Source organism: Streptomyces sp. NBC_01092, from assembly GCF_045039535.1.
Classification (GTDB): Bacteria; Actinomycetota; Actinomycetes; order Streptomycetales; family Streptomycetaceae; genus Streptomyces.
The window spans coordinates 1,679,541-1,694,550 of record NZ_CP108659.1 but is presented as its reverse complement, the minus strand read 5'-3'; the positions used below and the strand labels follow the sequence as shown (position 1 = coordinate 1,694,550).

The 15,010-nt window shown below is 71.0% G+C and carries 13 protein-coding genes; 8 read left to right on the top strand and 5 right to left on the bottom strand.

Annotated elements, in window-relative coordinates:
- The first annotated feature begins 178 nt into the window (after positions 1–178).
- From OG254_RS07365 to OG254_RS07355, 3 genes are all read left to right on the top strand, one after another.
- Positions 179–2,479, top strand: a complete 2,301-nt coding sequence (locus OG254_RS07365; RefSeq protein ID WP_405578588.1) for a glycosyl hydrolase family 95 catalytic domain-containing protein — start codon at positions 179–181, stop codon at positions 2,477–2,479.
- Between the two features lie 37 nt (positions 2,480–2,516).
- Entirely contained in the window at positions 2,517–4,418 is a 1,902-nt protein-coding gene (locus tag OG254_RS07360) for a glycoside hydrolase family 97 catalytic domain-containing protein (RefSeq protein ID WP_405578586.1), read from the top strand.
- Positions 4,419–4,563: 145 nt separating this feature from the next.
- On the top strand, positions 4,564–5,796 hold the full coding sequence (locus OG254_RS07355) for a glucuronyl hydrolase (RefSeq protein WP_405578584.1): 1,233 nt from the start codon (positions 4,564–4,566) through the stop codon (positions 5,794–5,796).
- Positions 5,797–5,814: 18 nt separating this feature from the next.
- Here OG254_RS07355 and OG254_RS07350 read toward each other — a convergent pair whose 3' ends face one another.
- Positions 5,815–7,092, bottom strand: coding sequence for an alginate lyase family protein (locus OG254_RS07350; RefSeq protein WP_405578581.1), 1,278 nt, complete (start codon positions 7,090–7,092; stop codon positions 5,815–5,817).
- A gap of 235 nt (positions 7,093–7,327) precedes the next feature.
- Positions 7,328–7,939, bottom strand: a complete 612-nt coding sequence (locus tag OG254_RS07345; protein WP_405578578.1) for a TetR/AcrR family transcriptional regulator C-terminal domain-containing protein — start codon at positions 7,937–7,939, stop codon at positions 7,328–7,330.
- Positions 7,940–8,026: 87 nt separating this feature from the next.
- Here OG254_RS07345 and OG254_RS07340 point away from each other — a divergent pair, with 87 nt between their 5' ends.
- Genes OG254_RS07340 through OG254_RS07330 form a run of 3 tightly spaced genes read left to right on the top strand, consistent with a single transcriptional unit; the run spans position 8,027 to position 10,220 of the window.
- Positions 8,027–9,532: an FAD-dependent monooxygenase gene (locus OG254_RS07340; protein WP_405578575.1), complete on the top strand. Its 1,506-nt coding sequence runs from the start codon at positions 8,027–8,029 to the stop codon at positions 9,530–9,532.
- On the top strand, positions 9,529–9,756 hold the full coding sequence (locus tag OG254_RS07335) for a hypothetical protein (protein ID WP_405578573.1): 228 nt from the start codon (positions 9,529–9,531) through the stop codon (positions 9,754–9,756). The genes OG254_RS07340 and OG254_RS07335 overlap by 4 nt, the downstream gene beginning before the upstream one ends.
- Before the next feature lie 50 nt (positions 9,757–9,806).
- Positions 9,807–10,220 (top strand): luciferase family protein, encoded by a 414-nt coding sequence (locus OG254_RS07330; protein WP_351194181.1) that lies wholly within the window; start codon positions 9,807–9,809, stop codon positions 10,218–10,220.
- A gap of 11 nt (positions 10,221–10,231) precedes the next feature.
- Here the strand turns inward: OG254_RS07330 and OG254_RS07325 are convergent, their stop codons facing one another.
- Complete coding sequence (locus OG254_RS07325) at positions 10,232–10,447, bottom strand: hypothetical protein (RefSeq protein WP_405578570.1); 216 nt, start codon at positions 10,445–10,447, stop codon at positions 10,232–10,234.
- Positions 10,448–10,628: 181 nt separating this feature from the next.
- On the opposite strand from OG254_RS07325, the gene OG254_RS07320 reads away from it, so the two are divergent.
- Positions 10,629–11,114 carry a hypothetical protein gene (locus tag OG254_RS07320; protein ID WP_405578568.1) on the top strand — a complete coding sequence of 162 codons (486 nt, stop codon included), beginning with the start codon at positions 10,629–10,631 and terminating at the stop codon, positions 11,112–11,114.
- A gap of 143 nt (positions 11,115–11,257) precedes the next feature.
- Complete coding sequence (locus OG254_RS07315; RefSeq protein ID WP_405578565.1) at positions 11,258–12,433, top strand: hypothetical protein; 1,176 nt, start codon at positions 11,258–11,260, stop codon at positions 12,431–12,433.
- Positions 12,434–12,467: 34 nt separating this feature from the next.
- On the opposite strand, the gene OG254_RS07310 is transcribed toward OG254_RS07315, so the two are convergent.
- Complete coding sequence (locus OG254_RS07310; RefSeq protein ID WP_405578562.1) at positions 12,468–14,009, bottom strand: serine/threonine-protein kinase; 1,542 nt, start codon at positions 14,007–14,009, stop codon at positions 12,468–12,470.
- Positions 14,006–14,860 (bottom strand): serine/threonine protein kinase, encoded by an 855-nt coding sequence (locus tag OG254_RS07305; protein ID WP_405578560.1) that lies wholly within the window; start codon positions 14,858–14,860, stop codon positions 14,006–14,008. Before OG254_RS07305 ends, OG254_RS07310 begins: the two co-directional genes overlap by 4 nt.
- Between the last annotated feature and the right edge of the window lie 150 nt (positions 14,861–15,010).

Genomic DNA, 15,010 nt, shown 5'->3' with positions numbered 1-15,010 from the left:
CATCGGAGGAGTCAAGGATTTGGACGAGGTTCGCTGACATGGGTGCGGAGGTCATGGCTGCTCCACGACCCAACGCGCCCCATTCCTGGTGCTGTTGAGGTCATTGACAGGTGCATCAAGCCTGCTAGGTTCCGCGATACACCCGATGTATCGAGGATTCGTCAGGTCTGGAGGACGCATGACCTCACAGCCGGAGAGACGTTCGCAGGTGGCCCGCCGAGTCGTACTCGGCACCGCGTTGGGCGGCGCGGCAGCGGCGGCCCTGCCCGGAACGGCCCACGCGGAAGAGCCCTTGAAACCGGGCAGGCGCCCCTGGCGACTGCGCGACACCATGACCACCGACAGCGCCTGGTCGAGCTTCCTGCGCGGCCAGGATCTGCTGTGGACCAAGCTGCCCACCCGCTGGTACGAGGGGCCGTTCCTCGGTGACGGGCTGCTCGGCAGCATGATCTACCAGGAACCGGGCGCCAACCGGATCCGTTTCACCGTCCAACACGGCCGGGTCCAGGACCACCGGCCCGCGTTCGGCAGCGGCTGGGGCACCTGCCGGCTGCCCGTCGGACACCTCACCCTCGATCCGGTCGGCACCATCACCGCCGTGAACTGGCGGCTGAGCCTGTGGGACGCCGAACTCACCGGCACCGTCACCACCACCGCCGGCACGCTCACCCTTGCCGCCCTCATCCACGACCAGGTCCTGGCCTTGCGCGCGAAGGCCGACGGCGGCGAACGGGTCGTCTGGACCTTCCACCCCGAGGAGGCCATCAGCCCGCGCAAGATCAGCGAGGCGCCGCCCGCCGGCTACACCCCCAACCCGCCCTGGACCACGCGGACCGCCCCCGACGGCACCGAGCAGGTCCTCCAGCCCCTCACCGGCGGCGGCCAGACCGCCACCGCATACCGCCATGACGGCGACGACCTGCTGGTCGGCGCCGGACACAGCTTCCCCTCCGACACCGCCGCCGAGGCCGACTCACTGCGCCACCTGCGGCGCGCGGCGTCGTACGGCAGCCTGCGGCGACGGCACATCCGCTGGTGGCACGACTTCTACCGCAAGAGCTTCATCTCGTTCCCCGACCAGCGGCTCCAGAGCTTCCACTGGATCCAGCTCTACAAGGTCGCCTCCGCCAGCCGCGCGAACGGCCCCGTCATGGCAACCGCCGGCCCCTGGCTGGAACCCACGCCCTGGCCCGCGGTCTGGTGGAACCTCAACCTCCAGCTGGAGTACTGGCTCATCCACGGATCCAACCACCTGGAACTCGACGCGCTCGCCACCACCCTGCGCCAGAACCAGGAACAGCTCATCGCCAACGTGCCCGCCGCCTACCGCGCCGACAGCTCCGGAGTCGGCCGCAGCTCCGACATGTTCGCCAACCGGGGCGTGCCCGAGATAGGCACCGGTGGCGAGGCCGGCAACCTCACCTGGGCGCTGCACAACGCCTGGCTGTCCTACCGCCACTCCATGGACAAGTCCCTGCTGCGCGACACGATCTACCCGGTGCTGCGCAGGGCGATCAACTACTACCTGCACTTCCTCACCCCGGGCAGCGACGGCAAGCTGCACCTGCCGAGCACCCTCTCGCCCGAGTACCCCGTCGTGCCCCCGCGGGACACCAACTACGACCTCGCCCTGATCCGCTGGGGCTGCCGGACGCTCATCGAGTCGGCCGAAATCCTCGGCATCGACGACGAGTTGATCCCGCGCTGGCGGGAGGTGCCGGCCAGGCTCACCCCGTACCCGGTCGACGACAACGGCTTCATGATCGGCGCCGACACCCCGTACGCCCAGTCCCACCGGCACTACTCGCACCTGCTCATGGTCTACCCGCTGTACCTCGTCAACTGGGACCAGCCCGACAGCCGCGACCTCATCACGAAGTCGGTGGTCCACTGGCACGCCCTGACCGGCGCCCACCGCGGCTACAGCTACACCGGCGCCGCCTCGATGTACGCGATGACCGGCGACGGCGACACCGCCCTCTCCTCTCTGCGGAAGTTCTTCGACCCCACCACCCGCTACCCCTGCCAGGCCAACACCCACTACACCGAGGCCGGTCCGGTCATCGAGACGCCGCTGTCCGCCTCGCAGTCGCTGCACGACATGTTCTGCCAGAGTTGGGGCGGCGTGATCCGCGTCTTCCCGGCCGTCCCCACCGACTGGGCGGACGTGACCCTGCACGACTTCCGCACCCAGGGCGCCTTCCTGGTCAGCGCCGTCCGCAAGGCCGGGACCACGAGGTTCATCCGGATCAGGAGCCTGGCGGGCGAACCGCTCCACCTGCGCCACGGCCTCACCGGCACCCTCACCGTGCTCCTCGACGACGGCACCCCCGCCCGCACCCGCGACCTGGGCGACGGCACCCTCGCCATCGACCTGCCCAAGGGCCGCGAGGTCCTCGTCCACTCCGGCTCCCGCCCCGACCTCGTCATCGCGCCCGTCGCCGTCGGCGAACCGGGCCCCGCCTGGGGACTGCCGTAACCACTGTCGGACCGCACGCACCACAAGGAGGGTTCACATGGCGGTTCCCCTCAGGGCCGCGGTCGCCGCGCTCTGCGCCGGGCTGGTGGCCACACTTCTCACGACCGGGCCCGCACGGGCCGACCAACGCGAGCACATCTGGACGGTGTCCGGCCCCGGCCGCGGCGCCGCGCACGAACCACGAGCGCGGATAGCCCTGGACGCCTCGACCGGCACGGTAAGCCTGGCGGTGACCCGAGACGGCCGTACGGTCGTCGAACCGTCGCCCGTCGGCATCGTCACCGAACAGGCCGACCTCTCCAAGGACTTGCGCTTCCTGCACCGCAGGGACCGGCTCGTCGACGAGAGATACCGGGCGAAGTCCGGGAAACGGCTGGACCGCCGGGTCCGGATGAACGAGACGCGCCTGTCCTTCGCCACTTCCACGGGCGCCCGGCTCGACCTCGTCGTCCGCGCCAGTGCCGACGGCGTCGCCTACCGCTACGTCCTGCCGGGCGGATACGGAGACGTGCTCGGCGAGACGTCCGCGTTCAACCTGCCGCCGGGCGCCGCCGCATGGCTCGGCACCTACCGGGTCGACAACGAGGGCCAGTTCGTGCGGTACACCGCCGCCACGGCACCCACCGGCGAGTACTCGGACCAGGCGCTGTTCGAGACCGACGGCGGCTACACCCTGCTCGCCGAGTCCGACCTGAGTGGCGGCTACTCCGGTGCCCGGCTCGCCCACGACCAGGGCACCGGCACCTACCGCATCAAGCTCGCCGACGACCGGATCGACACCGACGGCCCCCTCGCCACCCCCTGGCGGGCGATGGTCACCGGCGACCTCGCCACCGTCACCCGGTCCACCTTCACCGACGACCTGGCCCCCGCCTCCAAGGTCCCCGACGCCTCCTGGATCAGGCCCGGCACCGTGCTGTGGACCTGGCTCGCCGGCGGCCGCCCGGCAGGCCAGAGCCTCACGGCGCAGAAGGCCTACGTCGACTACGCGGCCGAGCGGAACTGGCCGTACGAGGCCGTCGACGCGGGCTGGTACTTCAAGAGCGACGCGTGGGACACCACCGATCCCGACTGGCAGACCAACAGCTGGATGCCCGAACTCGTCGAGTACGGACGATCCAAGGGCGTCGGCATCATCGTCTGGATCCACCAGCGCGACCTCGACACTCCCGAGGAACGCGCGAGTTGGCTGCCCACTCTGGAGCGGTGGGGCGTCAAGGGAGTCAAGATCGACTTCATGAACTCCGAGGCGCAGCCCATGCTCCGGTGGTACGACAGCATCCTCGCGGAGACGGCCGCCCACCACCTCCTGGTGGACTTCCACGGCTCCACGATCCCCAAGGGCATCCAGCGCACCTGGCCGCAGGTCATGACCCTGGAGGGCGTCGCCGGAGAGGAGAAGCGCACCAATACCGCCGCCCATCTGACCACCCTGCCCTTCACCCGCAACGTCATCGGCTCCATGGACTTCACCCCCGGCGCCTTCCAGCGCGTCGGGCTGCGCCCCAACTCGGACGCGGCCGAGGTCGGGCTCACCGTCGCCTACGAATCGGGCCTGCAGATGTTCGCCGGCACGCCCGAGTCGTACGACGAACGGCCGCTCGCCCGCGCCTACTTCGACCAGGTCCCGGCGGCCTGGGACGACACCCGGCTGCTCGACGGGCGGCCCGGTGAGGAAGCCGTGCTCGCCCGGCGCAGCGGGGACCGCTGGTTCATCGGCGGCGTGTACGCCGGAGCCGCACGAACCGCCGAGGTACCGCTGACCATCGGACCGGGGCGGTGGCTGGTCGAGACGATCGAGGACGGCGTCGACGGGCTCGTGCGGGAGCGGAGGGTGCTGCGGGGCGGTGACACCCTCGGGGTGGACATCGTCGCGAACGGCGGCTTCGCCGCGATCGCCTGCGCGTGGCGTCCGGGAATCACCACCTGTCACCGCTGACCGCGACCGCGGCCGCACTCGCCGTACTCGCGACATTCACTGCGTTCACACTTATGAACAATGCACATGTGGGTGTACAGCGTCGAGTCTCCCGTGCAAGGCTCGGTCAACTCCGTTATCCCGTTGACCAGTTGGAGGGACGAGCATGAGTGTTTCCCGGCGTACTGTGCTGGCCACGGCTGCCGGTGCCGCGGCGATGGGTGTCGCCTCGGCACCGGACGCGGCCGCGGACGTGACCGCCGGCAGGGCACCGGCCCCGACCCTGCTCAAGCTGCGCGCGGCGGCCGACTACGCCGTCGACAAGCTCCACGCGGTCGCACCGACCGTGACCGCCTTCCCGGTGGGCACGAAGTTCGAGAAGTGGACCTACTCGCAGAACGGCGACTGGGTCGGCGGTTTCTGGCCCGGCACCCTGTGGATGGCCTGGCTGCACAGCGGGGACGACTCCTTCCGCGCCGGGGCGCTCGTCTCGGCGCAGAAGCTGGCCCCTCGCCAGTACGACACCGGTACGCACGACCTCGGATTCCTCTTCTACCCGTCGTGGGTCACCGCCTGGCGGCTGACGGGTGACGACGCCTGGCGGACGGGTGCCCTGCGGGCGGCCGACTCCCTGATCCAGCGGTACAACCCGCGCGGACGCTTCATCAGGGCGTGGGGCGCCCTGAACGACGAGAGAAACGCCGGCCGGGTCATCATCGACACGATGATGAACCTCGACCTGCTGGCCTTCGCGAGCAGCCAGACCGGCGACGCGAAGTACCTGGACATCGCCGTGGCGCACGCCAGGACCGCCCAGCGGGTCTTCCTGCGCCCGGACGGGTCGACCCCGCATGTGTACGACTTCGACCCGGCGAGCGGCGCCCCGATCGGCCCGGGCACCGTGCAGGGGTACAGCTCCACCTCGTGCTGGTCGCGCGGACAGGCGTGGGGGCTGTACGGGTTCACCACCATGTACCGGCGCACCGGGAACGCCGATTTCCTCGCCACGGCTCGCAAGCTCGCGGACTTCGCGGTGGGGGCGCTGACCCCGGACCACGTCCCCGTGTGGGACTACGGCGCTCCGCAACAGCCGTACGACATCAAGGACGCGTCGGCCGGCGCGATCATGGCGTGCGGCCTGCTCGACCTGGCCGCGGCCACCGGCCGGCAGTCCTACCGCGAGGTGGCCCTGCGGCTGCTCACCGCGCTGGCCGAGACCTGTCTGACGAGGAACTCGGCCCGCGCGGACGCGGTCGTCGCCCGGTGCACGCGCAACCGGCCGAGCGAGGACGGCGTCGAGATCTCCCTGCCGTATGCCGACTACTACCTGCTGGAGGGCATCCTGCGCGTGCTCCGGCCGCAGGACGTGGACCGGGCGATCGACCTGTCCACGGTCTGATCGCCCGGACGCCACTGGTCAGCCCGCGATCGAGTCCAGCTGTTCCGCCGCCGGGCGCAGGACCCACAGGTCACCGCCCGGCGGCTCTTCCAGCAGTGGTACGGCCCGCCCCGCCTGCGTGTCTCCGGCGTCGGCGGCCGCGTGGACGACGTCGGTCGCCGCGTAGCGCCGGAATTCCAGCTCCGGATGCGGCCAGGCGGCGGCGCCCGTCGCGGCGGGCAGCAGATAGTCCACCGCCTTGAACAGGCTCTGCCCGTCCGGCCCTTCGTAGGCCCACAGGTTCACGCCGACATTCCGGCCGATGGCCGCGAGCCGGGTGTAGGCGACCAGATCGAACGTCGAGTAGTGCCAGCTCCTGGTCCGGGTCAGCTCCTGGGGCTGGCTTCCGTCGGACGCGATCTGCGGCGCGATGCGCTTGTGCCGGGCATCCAGGACCGTGCGGCGGGCCAGGTCCCGGTCGCCGGTCGCGTAGGCGAGGGCGGCGAGCTGCATGTCGTAGAAGGTGCCGTGGTTGTTGGTGGCGGCTGCCTCCTGCTTGCCGAAGTCGCTGTTCTTGAGCCAGTCGCGGAAATCGGTGTTCCACTTGGCCATGGAGGTACGGTCCTTCGCCGTCCAGCCCGGGGCGCCGGTCTCCAGCAGGGCGAGCGCGTCGAGGACGCTGGTGTACGACTGCGAGAAGTCGATGATGCCGATGGCGCGGCCGTCGTACTTGCATGGGATGAACTGGGCGTGGTTCAGGTTCGGGTTCATCCTCGTGGCCGGATCGAGGAACCAGGTGCGTAGCACCTGCCCGGCCTTCTCGGCGTACCGCTTGTCGCCGGTGTAGTACCAGGCGAGGGAGAGGTCGTAGGCGGAGTCGAAGGTCTTCTCGACGTCCTGGCGGTCGGTGCCGGAGTCGACCTCGGGGTTGCGCTCGCCGTCGCGTTGCACATACGGGCAGCCCCAGGGGTTGTCCGCGGTCGGGGCCTTGGTGGGCCACCAGTAGGGGGCCTGACTGAGGTAGTCGTGGACGTCGCCGCCGGGGGCCGGCCGGGGTTTGTCGACGACGGTCCACGGCCCCTGGTTCAGCCATTTGTCGGCGCGGGTCTTCAACGCCCCTACCGCTTGCCGGAGTTGGGCGTCGCCGCGATCGAGGCGGATCTTCGTCTGCTGGAGCCGGGCACCGTCCAGGACGGCGGTGTGCGGGACGCGAGGCGGGTCCGGCGCCTGCGTCCGGGCCGTGGCGGCGGGGACGGCGCCCGCCGTGAACGCGGCCAGGGCCACCAGCAGGACGACCGGTCGGGGTTGTGCACTCATGTCCGTCCTCCCATGTCGAGATCTTCATGTATATGAACGGCGTTCAGATGAGCGTGCGAGCTGGTCGCGAGCATGGCATGGCCGTGGGGAGGGGGAAAGGGGTGTGCGCGGGTTTGTTGGTACGGACCTTCAGCTGCGATCGTCGCCACTCACCGGTGCGTTGGCTGCCGCCGCGAAAGGGTCGCTTCGGTCAGCCCGCTGAACATCGGCAGGGACGCCGACCAGCGTCCCCAGCTCACCGACCGGCCAGGATCGAGTTCAGGCCGAACTCGAAGCGCTCGTCGAAGGATTCGGAGGCGAGGTGGCCGAGGACCCGGTGCAGGGCGGGGTGAGCCGTCGAGGAGACCGCGTCCGCCAGGCGGTCGACCGAGGGCTGCTGCGCGGCCGCCTGTTCCTCCTGGGCGAGGCCGAGGGTGAAGTAGATCAGCGTCCACGTGGTCCAGGCGGCCTCACGCTCGGACAGGTCGCCCTCCAGTAGCGCCGCGACAAGGGTTTCCGCAAGGCGCAGGGTGTGCGGTTCGGCGGCGTAGGTGCCGACGACGAGCGCGGCGCCGTCGCGGTGCGCCAGCAGGGCGCGGCGGTAGCGGCGGACCACTTCGCGGGCGCGCGGGCCGGGTGAGTCCGGAAGGCCGTCGAGCGGGATCTCGCCGACGACCGCGTCCGCCATCAGCTCCAGCATCCTGGCCTTCGTCTTCACGTGCCACAGCACGGTGTTCATCCGTACGCCGAGCCGGTCGGCGACCGCCCGCGTGGACAGCGCGTCCAGGCCCTTCTCGTCGAGCAGTTCCAGTGCCGCGCGGATCACGGTGGCCGGTTCGAGACGGTCGGCCGTTTGCCTCTTGGTCATTGACCTAGTTTACTGCGGGCAGGAGCTCTTGGTCACTGACCAAGGCTGCGGGCCAGGACTGTGAGGAGTGGGAAGTTGGAGGCGTTCATGGAAGACAGGCACGTCGTCATCGCCGGAGGAGGCCCCGTCGGGCTGTGGCTCGCCGCAGAGCTGCGGCTGGGCGGGATCTCCGTCACCGTCGTCGAGGAGCGCACGGAGATCGACGAGCGCTCCAAGGCGCTCACCATCCACCCCCGCACCATCGAGGTCCTGGCCTCACGCGGGATCCACGGGCCGTTCCTGGCCGAGGGCCTGACGATCCCCTTCGGCCACTTCGCCATGCTCGACGACCGGCTCGACTTCCGGGGCCTGGACACCCCGTTCCCGTACACCCTCTTCCTGCCGCAGGCCCGCACCGAGGAACTGCTGCAGGAGCACGCGCTCCGCCTCGGCGCCACGATCGTGCGCGGGCAGCGGGTCACCGGGTTCACCGAGACCGGGCGGTCGGTGACCGTTCAGGTGACGGGTCCGGAGGGGACGTACGAGATCGAGGGGGCGTACCTCGTCGGCTGCGACGGCGTCGGCAGTACCGTGCGCACCGCCGCCGGTATCGACTTCCCCGGCACACCCTCGACCGTCCTCGGCTGGCTCGGCGACGTCACCCTCGACAACCCGCCGCGCAATGCCTTCAGTTCCTTCACGCACCACGGCGGTGTGATGGTCGCGCCGCTGCCCGGCGGGCGGTTCCGAGTCGTCGGGGTCAGCCCCGACAGTGTCACCACGGAGTGGCCCGGTGACCTCACGCTGGACGAGCTGCGTCGCAAGACCGTCGCCATCGCGGGCGACGACCTCGGCATGCGCGACCCGTCGTGGCTCTCCCGCTTCGGCAACGCCACCCGCCTCGCCGCCGAGTACCGGCGCGGCCGCGTGCTGCTCGCCGGAGACGCCGCCCACCAGCACTTTCCCACCGGGGGAGTCGGCATGAACGTCGGCATCCAGGACGCGCACAACCTCGGCTGGAAGCTGGCCGCGACGTTGAACGGGCGGGCCCCGGAGGGCCTGTTGGACACCTACCACGCCGAACGGCATCCGGTCGGCGCCCAGTTGATCGAGCACAGCCGCGCCCAGACCGCCCTGATGTCCACCTTCACGCCTGAGGGCCTCGACCTGCGAGCCGTGCTCAGCGGCATGATCGCCGCCCAGCCGGCGTTCAACCGCGCGCTCGCCGAACGGCTCACCGCACTCGCCGTCCGCTATCCCGCCCCGGACCCGGCGGCCCACCCGCTCACCGGCACCCGCGCCCCCGACCTCGCCTTCACCGGCACGGACAAGGGCCTGTTCGCCCTGCTCCGCACCGACGCCCACCTCCTGCTGGACCTCTCGGCCGACGGCGCCCTCGGCGACCGCACCTCGCCGGGCCTCGCCCTCCACACTGGACCACTCGACCACCCCCCAGCCGCCTGGAATGAGGTGCGCGCCGCCCTGATCCGTCCCGACGGCCATGTCGCCTGGGCAGGCGCCGACCGGGACGACGCGCTGCTGACCGCGAGCGCGGAACGGGCCGTCGCCGCTGCCGTGGCGCAAGGTCCCCGAGGGGCCCTGTCACGCCCGTGAACTCCCCGTCGATGACGGCCCGCGAACTCACCGTCTCGGTACGGACCTTCCACCGGGTGTTCGAGGCGACCGTCGCCGGATACATTCGCGGCAGCCGGCTGGAAGGGGCCCGGCTCGAATTCCTCGTCCGGGCCTTCAAGAGCCGGTACGGCCATACACCCGCCGAGTTCGCCCGCCCCGGTGTCGAAGCGGGATCCGGACAATCACGCTTTCGGGAGGGTTAAGGGATCCTCACCTCCTGGTGGCCGTGCGGTGAGGGGTTCATGATGGGCGCATGACGTTGGCCGCGCGAGCCTTCGCGCAATTGGCGACCTGGCCCGACCTCACCGAGGTCGAACCGAGCTGCGGAACCGGCCGGGCACTGGCCGCAGCCCACGGCGAGATCGCCCACTTCCATTCCGACCGGAACCTCGACCTCTGCCTCACGGCGCGGGTCATCCGGCGGTTCGAGGAGCACCTCGGGGCCGCGACCGCGGTCCGAATGGTCCCCGGCTCGCACTGGGTGACGCTGCGCCTGGAGGTGGTGGCCGACTTCGACCTCCTGATGACCTTGGTGAGCCTGGCTCTGCGCGCTCATCAGTCATGGCCGCAGCCCGATCACGAGCCCCTGGCCCGATGCAATGACCAACGCGTCGCGGTGGTCGCACGCCAGAGTCTCGGCGAGGGCTCACCGACCTGGCGGGGCTGATTCGGTCCTCGTCACCGCTGCCAGCCGTCCGGCCCGCTGCCGCGCCACTCGATCAGCCCGGACTGGCGCACCCAGTCGTCGTCGACGTCGTCCAAGCCCGCCAGGCGCAGGAACTCGACCACGTCGAGCAGCCCGTACGCCATGCCCAGGAACCGGTCGTCGACGCGGACCCGTCGCCCACCGTCCTCGGCGAGGGGGTATACGACGATCGGATGCGCGCTGGCCATGGGACCAGGGTGCGGCCGACGACGGGCGGGCGCATGCGGAGCGCCGCGCCGACACGGCCGCGGCCGTCACCCTGACAATTGTCAGGAGCGCAGGCAGCGGCCCTCTTTCTAGGGTTCGGGTTGTCTTCCCGGCCCCGGCTGCACCTCGGGGCACCCTCCACAGACAGGAAGAGACGCATTCATGCGCCCGCTCCGCTCCACGCTCGCGACGGCCGCCGCCTTGTGTGCGGTCGCCACCGGCGTCGTACTCACCCAGCCCGCGCAGCCCGCACAGGCTTCGGCTGCCGACTGCGAGGGCGGCGCACGCGGCTTCCGCGACCACCCCGACAACGCCGAGGGTGACACCGACAAGCCGCGCAGCTTCAACCTCGGCAACGCCCGTTTCACGCTCGAAAAGGGCGCCTACGTCGGCCAGCAGATCGCCTTCGGCAAGATCAGCGGCGAGACCCGGCCCGGCGACAACGTCTGGATGGACTGGCGTGCGGACGGCTGGGACCACGATCACGCCGTGTCGCCCTGGCTTCAGTGCGGGCCCTTCACCGTCCGCTCGGCCGGACAGAGCCTGACCACGCCGTTCCGGCGCACCAGCACCGACCCGCAGTACCAGTTCCGGGTCTGCGGCTCGCTGATCTCCGACGGCCGGGTCCACTGCTCCGACTGGTGGTAGACCCCGCGTTCCCCGCGTTCCCTGCCCGCTCCGACCGCGCACCCGCGAAAGGCATCACCATGCGCAGACCTCAACCTCGCGCCGATCAACTCGATCCACCTCAGGGAATACCGGCTCGGGGAATACCGGCTCAGGGAATACTGGTGAGGCGCCGTCTTCTCGCTGTCGCCGCCGCACTGCTGCTGGTCGGCGGCGTGGCAGGGTCCGCCGCCGCCGACACCCCGGCCGCGCGTCCGTCGAAGGCCGCCGCGTCCGTCCAAGTGCCCGACGGCGTCACCGCCTCGGCCGCCGTCTTCGACCGGCAGACCGGCACCTTCACCGAGCAGCTCAACACGAGCGCCCGCTTCCGGTCCGCCTCCGTCGTCAAACTGCTGCTGGCGCTGGACTTCCTGTGGAACCGGGGCCCCGACTACGCCGTGCCCGCCGCCGACCGGGCCCTGTTGGAGCCGATGCTGCGCAGCAGCAACGACGACGCGGCCTCCCACTACTGGGAGGTGAACGGCGGGTCGGCGATCATCACCCGTATGGCCGGCCGTCTCGGCCTGAGCGACACGACTCCACCGCCCGCCGGCTACGAGGGCTACTGGGGCTATACCTCGCTCTCCGCCCGCGACACGGTGAAGATCTACCGCTACCTCCTGGACTCGGCGCCGGGCCCGGTACGCGACTTCGTCATGGGTAACCTGCGCCAGTCCACGCGCTGCGCCTCGGACCACTTCGATCAGCACTTCGGCGTCGCCGGGGCGTTCGAGAAGCCGTGGGCGGTGAAGCAGGGCTGGTCGGGCTCGTACGAGGAGGGCACGTGCGGCTCGACGGGCGCGGCGAGCGCGTCGCGTTCCGCGGCTCTGGCTCTGGCTCCGGCTTCGGCTCCGGCTCTGGCTCCGGCCGCCGCGGCGGACGTGGACCTGACCCGGCCCGCACTGCACAGCACCGGGACGGTGGGCGCCGGTGACCGGTTCGTCGTCGCCGTCTTCACGCTGCATCCCGTCGGTACGTCGTACGGGAAGGCGTACACGGACATCGGCCGGCTGACCCGCTCGCTGAACGTTCCGGGGGCGGCACGGCCCGCGGGGTGGTGGTACGGCACGTGGAGCAACCATGTGAACGTCCGCCCCGATGCCTCCACGGGGAAAGCGCCGATCACCCAACTCCCGGCGGGTGTCGAGGTGTTGGTGGGATGCCAGGCGAGGGGGCAGAAGGTCGAGGTGCCGCCGTACTCCAACGACTGGTGGGCCTATCTGCCTCAGTACGGCGGCTGGATCTCCAACATCTACATCAGCTCGCCCGACAACCGGCTGCCGGATGTGAAGGACTGCTGAACGCCGGGCCGGTGACCGCCTGCGAGCCGCTTCCTCACCGCTCGTAGGCGGCGAGGTAGCGGAGCACCTTGTCGACGTGCGGCTTGACGCGCTGGGGGACTCCGCGCTCCTCGATGACGGTGCGATCGCTCGTGCGCCAGCCGGCCGCGATCAGCGCGGGGAGGTCCTCGGCGGGCAGGTGGGCCTTTTTGAACTGCTGGTCGAGCCAGCACACGTACAGGCTCATCGTGGAGATCGCGTCCGCCGGCGACCGGTAGTCCTTGTCCCCGTCGCCGTCACCGTCCACCGCCCAGGCCCGGAACACCGACGGCGTCCACATGGCGATGCCGTACTCCTCGGCCTCCGGGCGGGCCGCGTTCGGGTCGAACCCGCTCTCCGCCTTCACCATCGCGGCGAGGAACACGGGGGTGACCTCTTCGTCGGTGCAGCGCCGGGCGGCGTTGACGAGGACGGGGCGCAGGTCCTCGGGTACGTCGGAGTCCTCCGGGATCTCTCCCGGGGCCGCGATGGGCGTGGCGGTGATGGTGGCGGTGGCGGGAGTGTCGCGCCCCGAGTCGTCACCGCCGTCGCCGCCCCCGAGCAGCGCGAACCCGATGGCGGCGGCGGCCGCGACCCCGAGGAACGACAACGCGGCGATCGGCAGCGGCCGGCGTCGGCCACGCGTGCCGGAGAGCTCTTCGATCCGGGTCACGAGGCTCGCGGCGCTGTGGGGGAGCCGCGTCGCGTGGTCCGGTGCCAGGCAGTCCCCGATGATCCGGCGCCAGCCCTCGTCGAGCCCGGCGTCGAGTCGCAGCGGCGTGGTGCCGCGGGCGTAGGCCTGGGCGGCGAGCGAGCGGGCGCGAGCGGTGGCGCCGGGGAACGGGTGGAGGCCACCGGTGAGCACCTGGTGGGCGAGGACGCCGAAGGCCCAGATGTCGGCGGTCGGCCGCACCACCGTCCCGTCCGCTCCGGTGCGCTGGGACCACCACTCGGGCGGCAGGTGGTCGAGGGTGCCGAGCGGCGGCAAGTGGGCGTGGGTGCCGTCGAGTTCGGTGGCGAGACCGAAGTCGGCGAGCCAGACCTCGCCGTCCGTGCCGAGCAGCACATTGGCGGGTTTGAGGTCGCCGTGCACCCAGCCGGCGCCGTGCATATGGGCCAGCCCGGCGGCGACACCGCGCAGGATCCGCACGGCTTCCGGTACCGGCCTGCCGGTCTCGGCCGAGTCCAGCGTCTGGTGCAGACTGGCCTCGGCGCGGTCCATGACGAGCGCGATCGCGCCGTCCAGCGCGGGCAGGTCCGGAGCGTCGACGGTGCACACGGCGCGGGTCCGGACGAGGTGCGGATGGTCCGCCTCGGCGCTGAACCGCACCTCGCGCGCGACGAGTTCGCCGAGTGCGGCACGCTGGCCGGGTGCCAGGGCGCCGGTCGGCAGCACCTTAACCGCCGCGGTCGCGCCGTCGGCGACCGAGCGGGCCTCGTACACGGTGCCCCACCCGCCGGACCCGATGACCGCACCCAACTCCCAGCCCTCGACGCGGAAACCCGCGGGCAGGCGCGGTGTTCCGAGGGCGCCCTCCTCGGCGCCTGACGAGGTCACGCGCCGGTCCCCTCACGGACGGTCCCCCGGGACGCGGTCCCCTGGGAAACGCTTCCCTGGGAAACGGTCCCTTGCGTCAGGGTCCGCTTGCGGGACGGCAGCAGGGCGAGATGCTCCTCCCGCACCAGGCCGAAGCGCAGGGCGAGGGAGGCGAGCCGGGTGCGTTTGGCGCCGGTACGGCCGTTGCCGTCGGCTCCCGGCTCCTCGCCGAGGTCCAGGCGCAGCTTCGCGAAGGCCAGGTAGTCGATGTGGTAGTTCACGGCTGAGCGGGTCAGATCACGGCAGCTCTCCAGCGGACGCAGCCGCTCCGCGATGTCCCCGGCACCGGGCAACGCGCTGTCCGACAGGTCGCGCAGCCGCGGCTCGCACAGCGCCACCAGAACCAGGAAGTACTTGGCCGTCACGTCGAGCGCGTAGGGATGCACGGTCTGCTCCCCAGCACCGGGCGCGGACCGCTCGTCCAGATAGGCGTGCTGCGGGGCGAACACCTTGAAGTCGGCGGTCCCGTTCAGCGCGGGCAGGACGACCCGGGAGAACTCGAACGGCACCGGCGCTCCGAGCCGCCCGGGCGCGACGGTGATGTACTCGCCGGCACCCTCCAGGTTCTCCACCACATACGCGGTGTCACGACTGAAGTTCGACAGCCGCCAGTAGTCCTCGGCCGCCTCGAGCCGCCCCGCACGCCGGGAGATCCCGGGGTCGGGCAGGACGATGGCGACACCGCCTCCGCCGGGCAGCCCGCGCCCGAAGTCGGCCACGTCGCCCGGTCCCATGTGCAGCAGTTCGGGCTTGCCCGCGCCGACGTCGTCCGGCCGCGCCGGACCGGGCGGCTGGACAATGATCGTTTCCATGCCGGCTCTCCCCCGATGTGGTCGCCAGAATTCTACGGGCGGTTCCGGTGCCCGCCTGCCCGGCGCATGCTGCGTGGTGCCTGGTACGTGGTGTGTGTGGTGCGTGGATCGGTGCCAGTGCTTCCTTGGATGGCGGATGGTCAGTCCGCC

Coding starts and splice junctions, on each gene's coding strand:
- OG254_RS07365 (WP_405578588.1), top strand. CDS start 179: ATGACCTCACAGCCGGAGAGACGTTCGCAGGTGGCCCGCCGAGTCGTA.
- OG254_RS07360 (WP_405578586.1), top strand. CDS start 2,517: ATGGCGGTTCCCCTCAGGGCCGCGGTCGCCGCGCTCTGCGCCGGGCTG.
- OG254_RS07355 (WP_405578584.1), top strand. CDS start 4,564: ATGAGTGTTTCCCGGCGTACTGTGCTGGCCACGGCTGCCGGTGCCGCG.
- OG254_RS07350 (WP_405578581.1), bottom strand. CDS start 7,092: ATGAGTGCACAACCCCGACCGGTCGTCCTGCTGGTGGCCCTGGCCGCG.
- OG254_RS07345 (WP_405578578.1), bottom strand. CDS start 7,939: ATGACCAAGAGGCAAACGGCCGACCGTCTCGAACCGGCCACCGTGATC.
- OG254_RS07340 (WP_405578575.1), top strand. CDS start 8,027: ATGGAAGACAGGCACGTCGTCATCGCCGGAGGAGGCCCCGTCGGGCTG.
- OG254_RS07330 (WP_351194181.1), top strand. CDS start 9,807: ATGACGTTGGCCGCGCGAGCCTTCGCGCAATTGGCGACCTGGCCCGAC.
- OG254_RS07325 (WP_405578570.1), bottom strand. CDS start 10,447: ATGGCCAGCGCGCATCCGATCGTCGTATACCCCCTCGCCGAGGACGGT.
- OG254_RS07320 (WP_405578568.1), top strand. CDS start 10,629: ATGCGCCCGCTCCGCTCCACGCTCGCGACGGCCGCCGCCTTGTGTGCG.
- OG254_RS07305 (WP_405578560.1), bottom strand. CDS start 14,860: ATGGAAACGATCATTGTCCAGCCGCCCGGTCCGGCGCGGCCGGACGAC.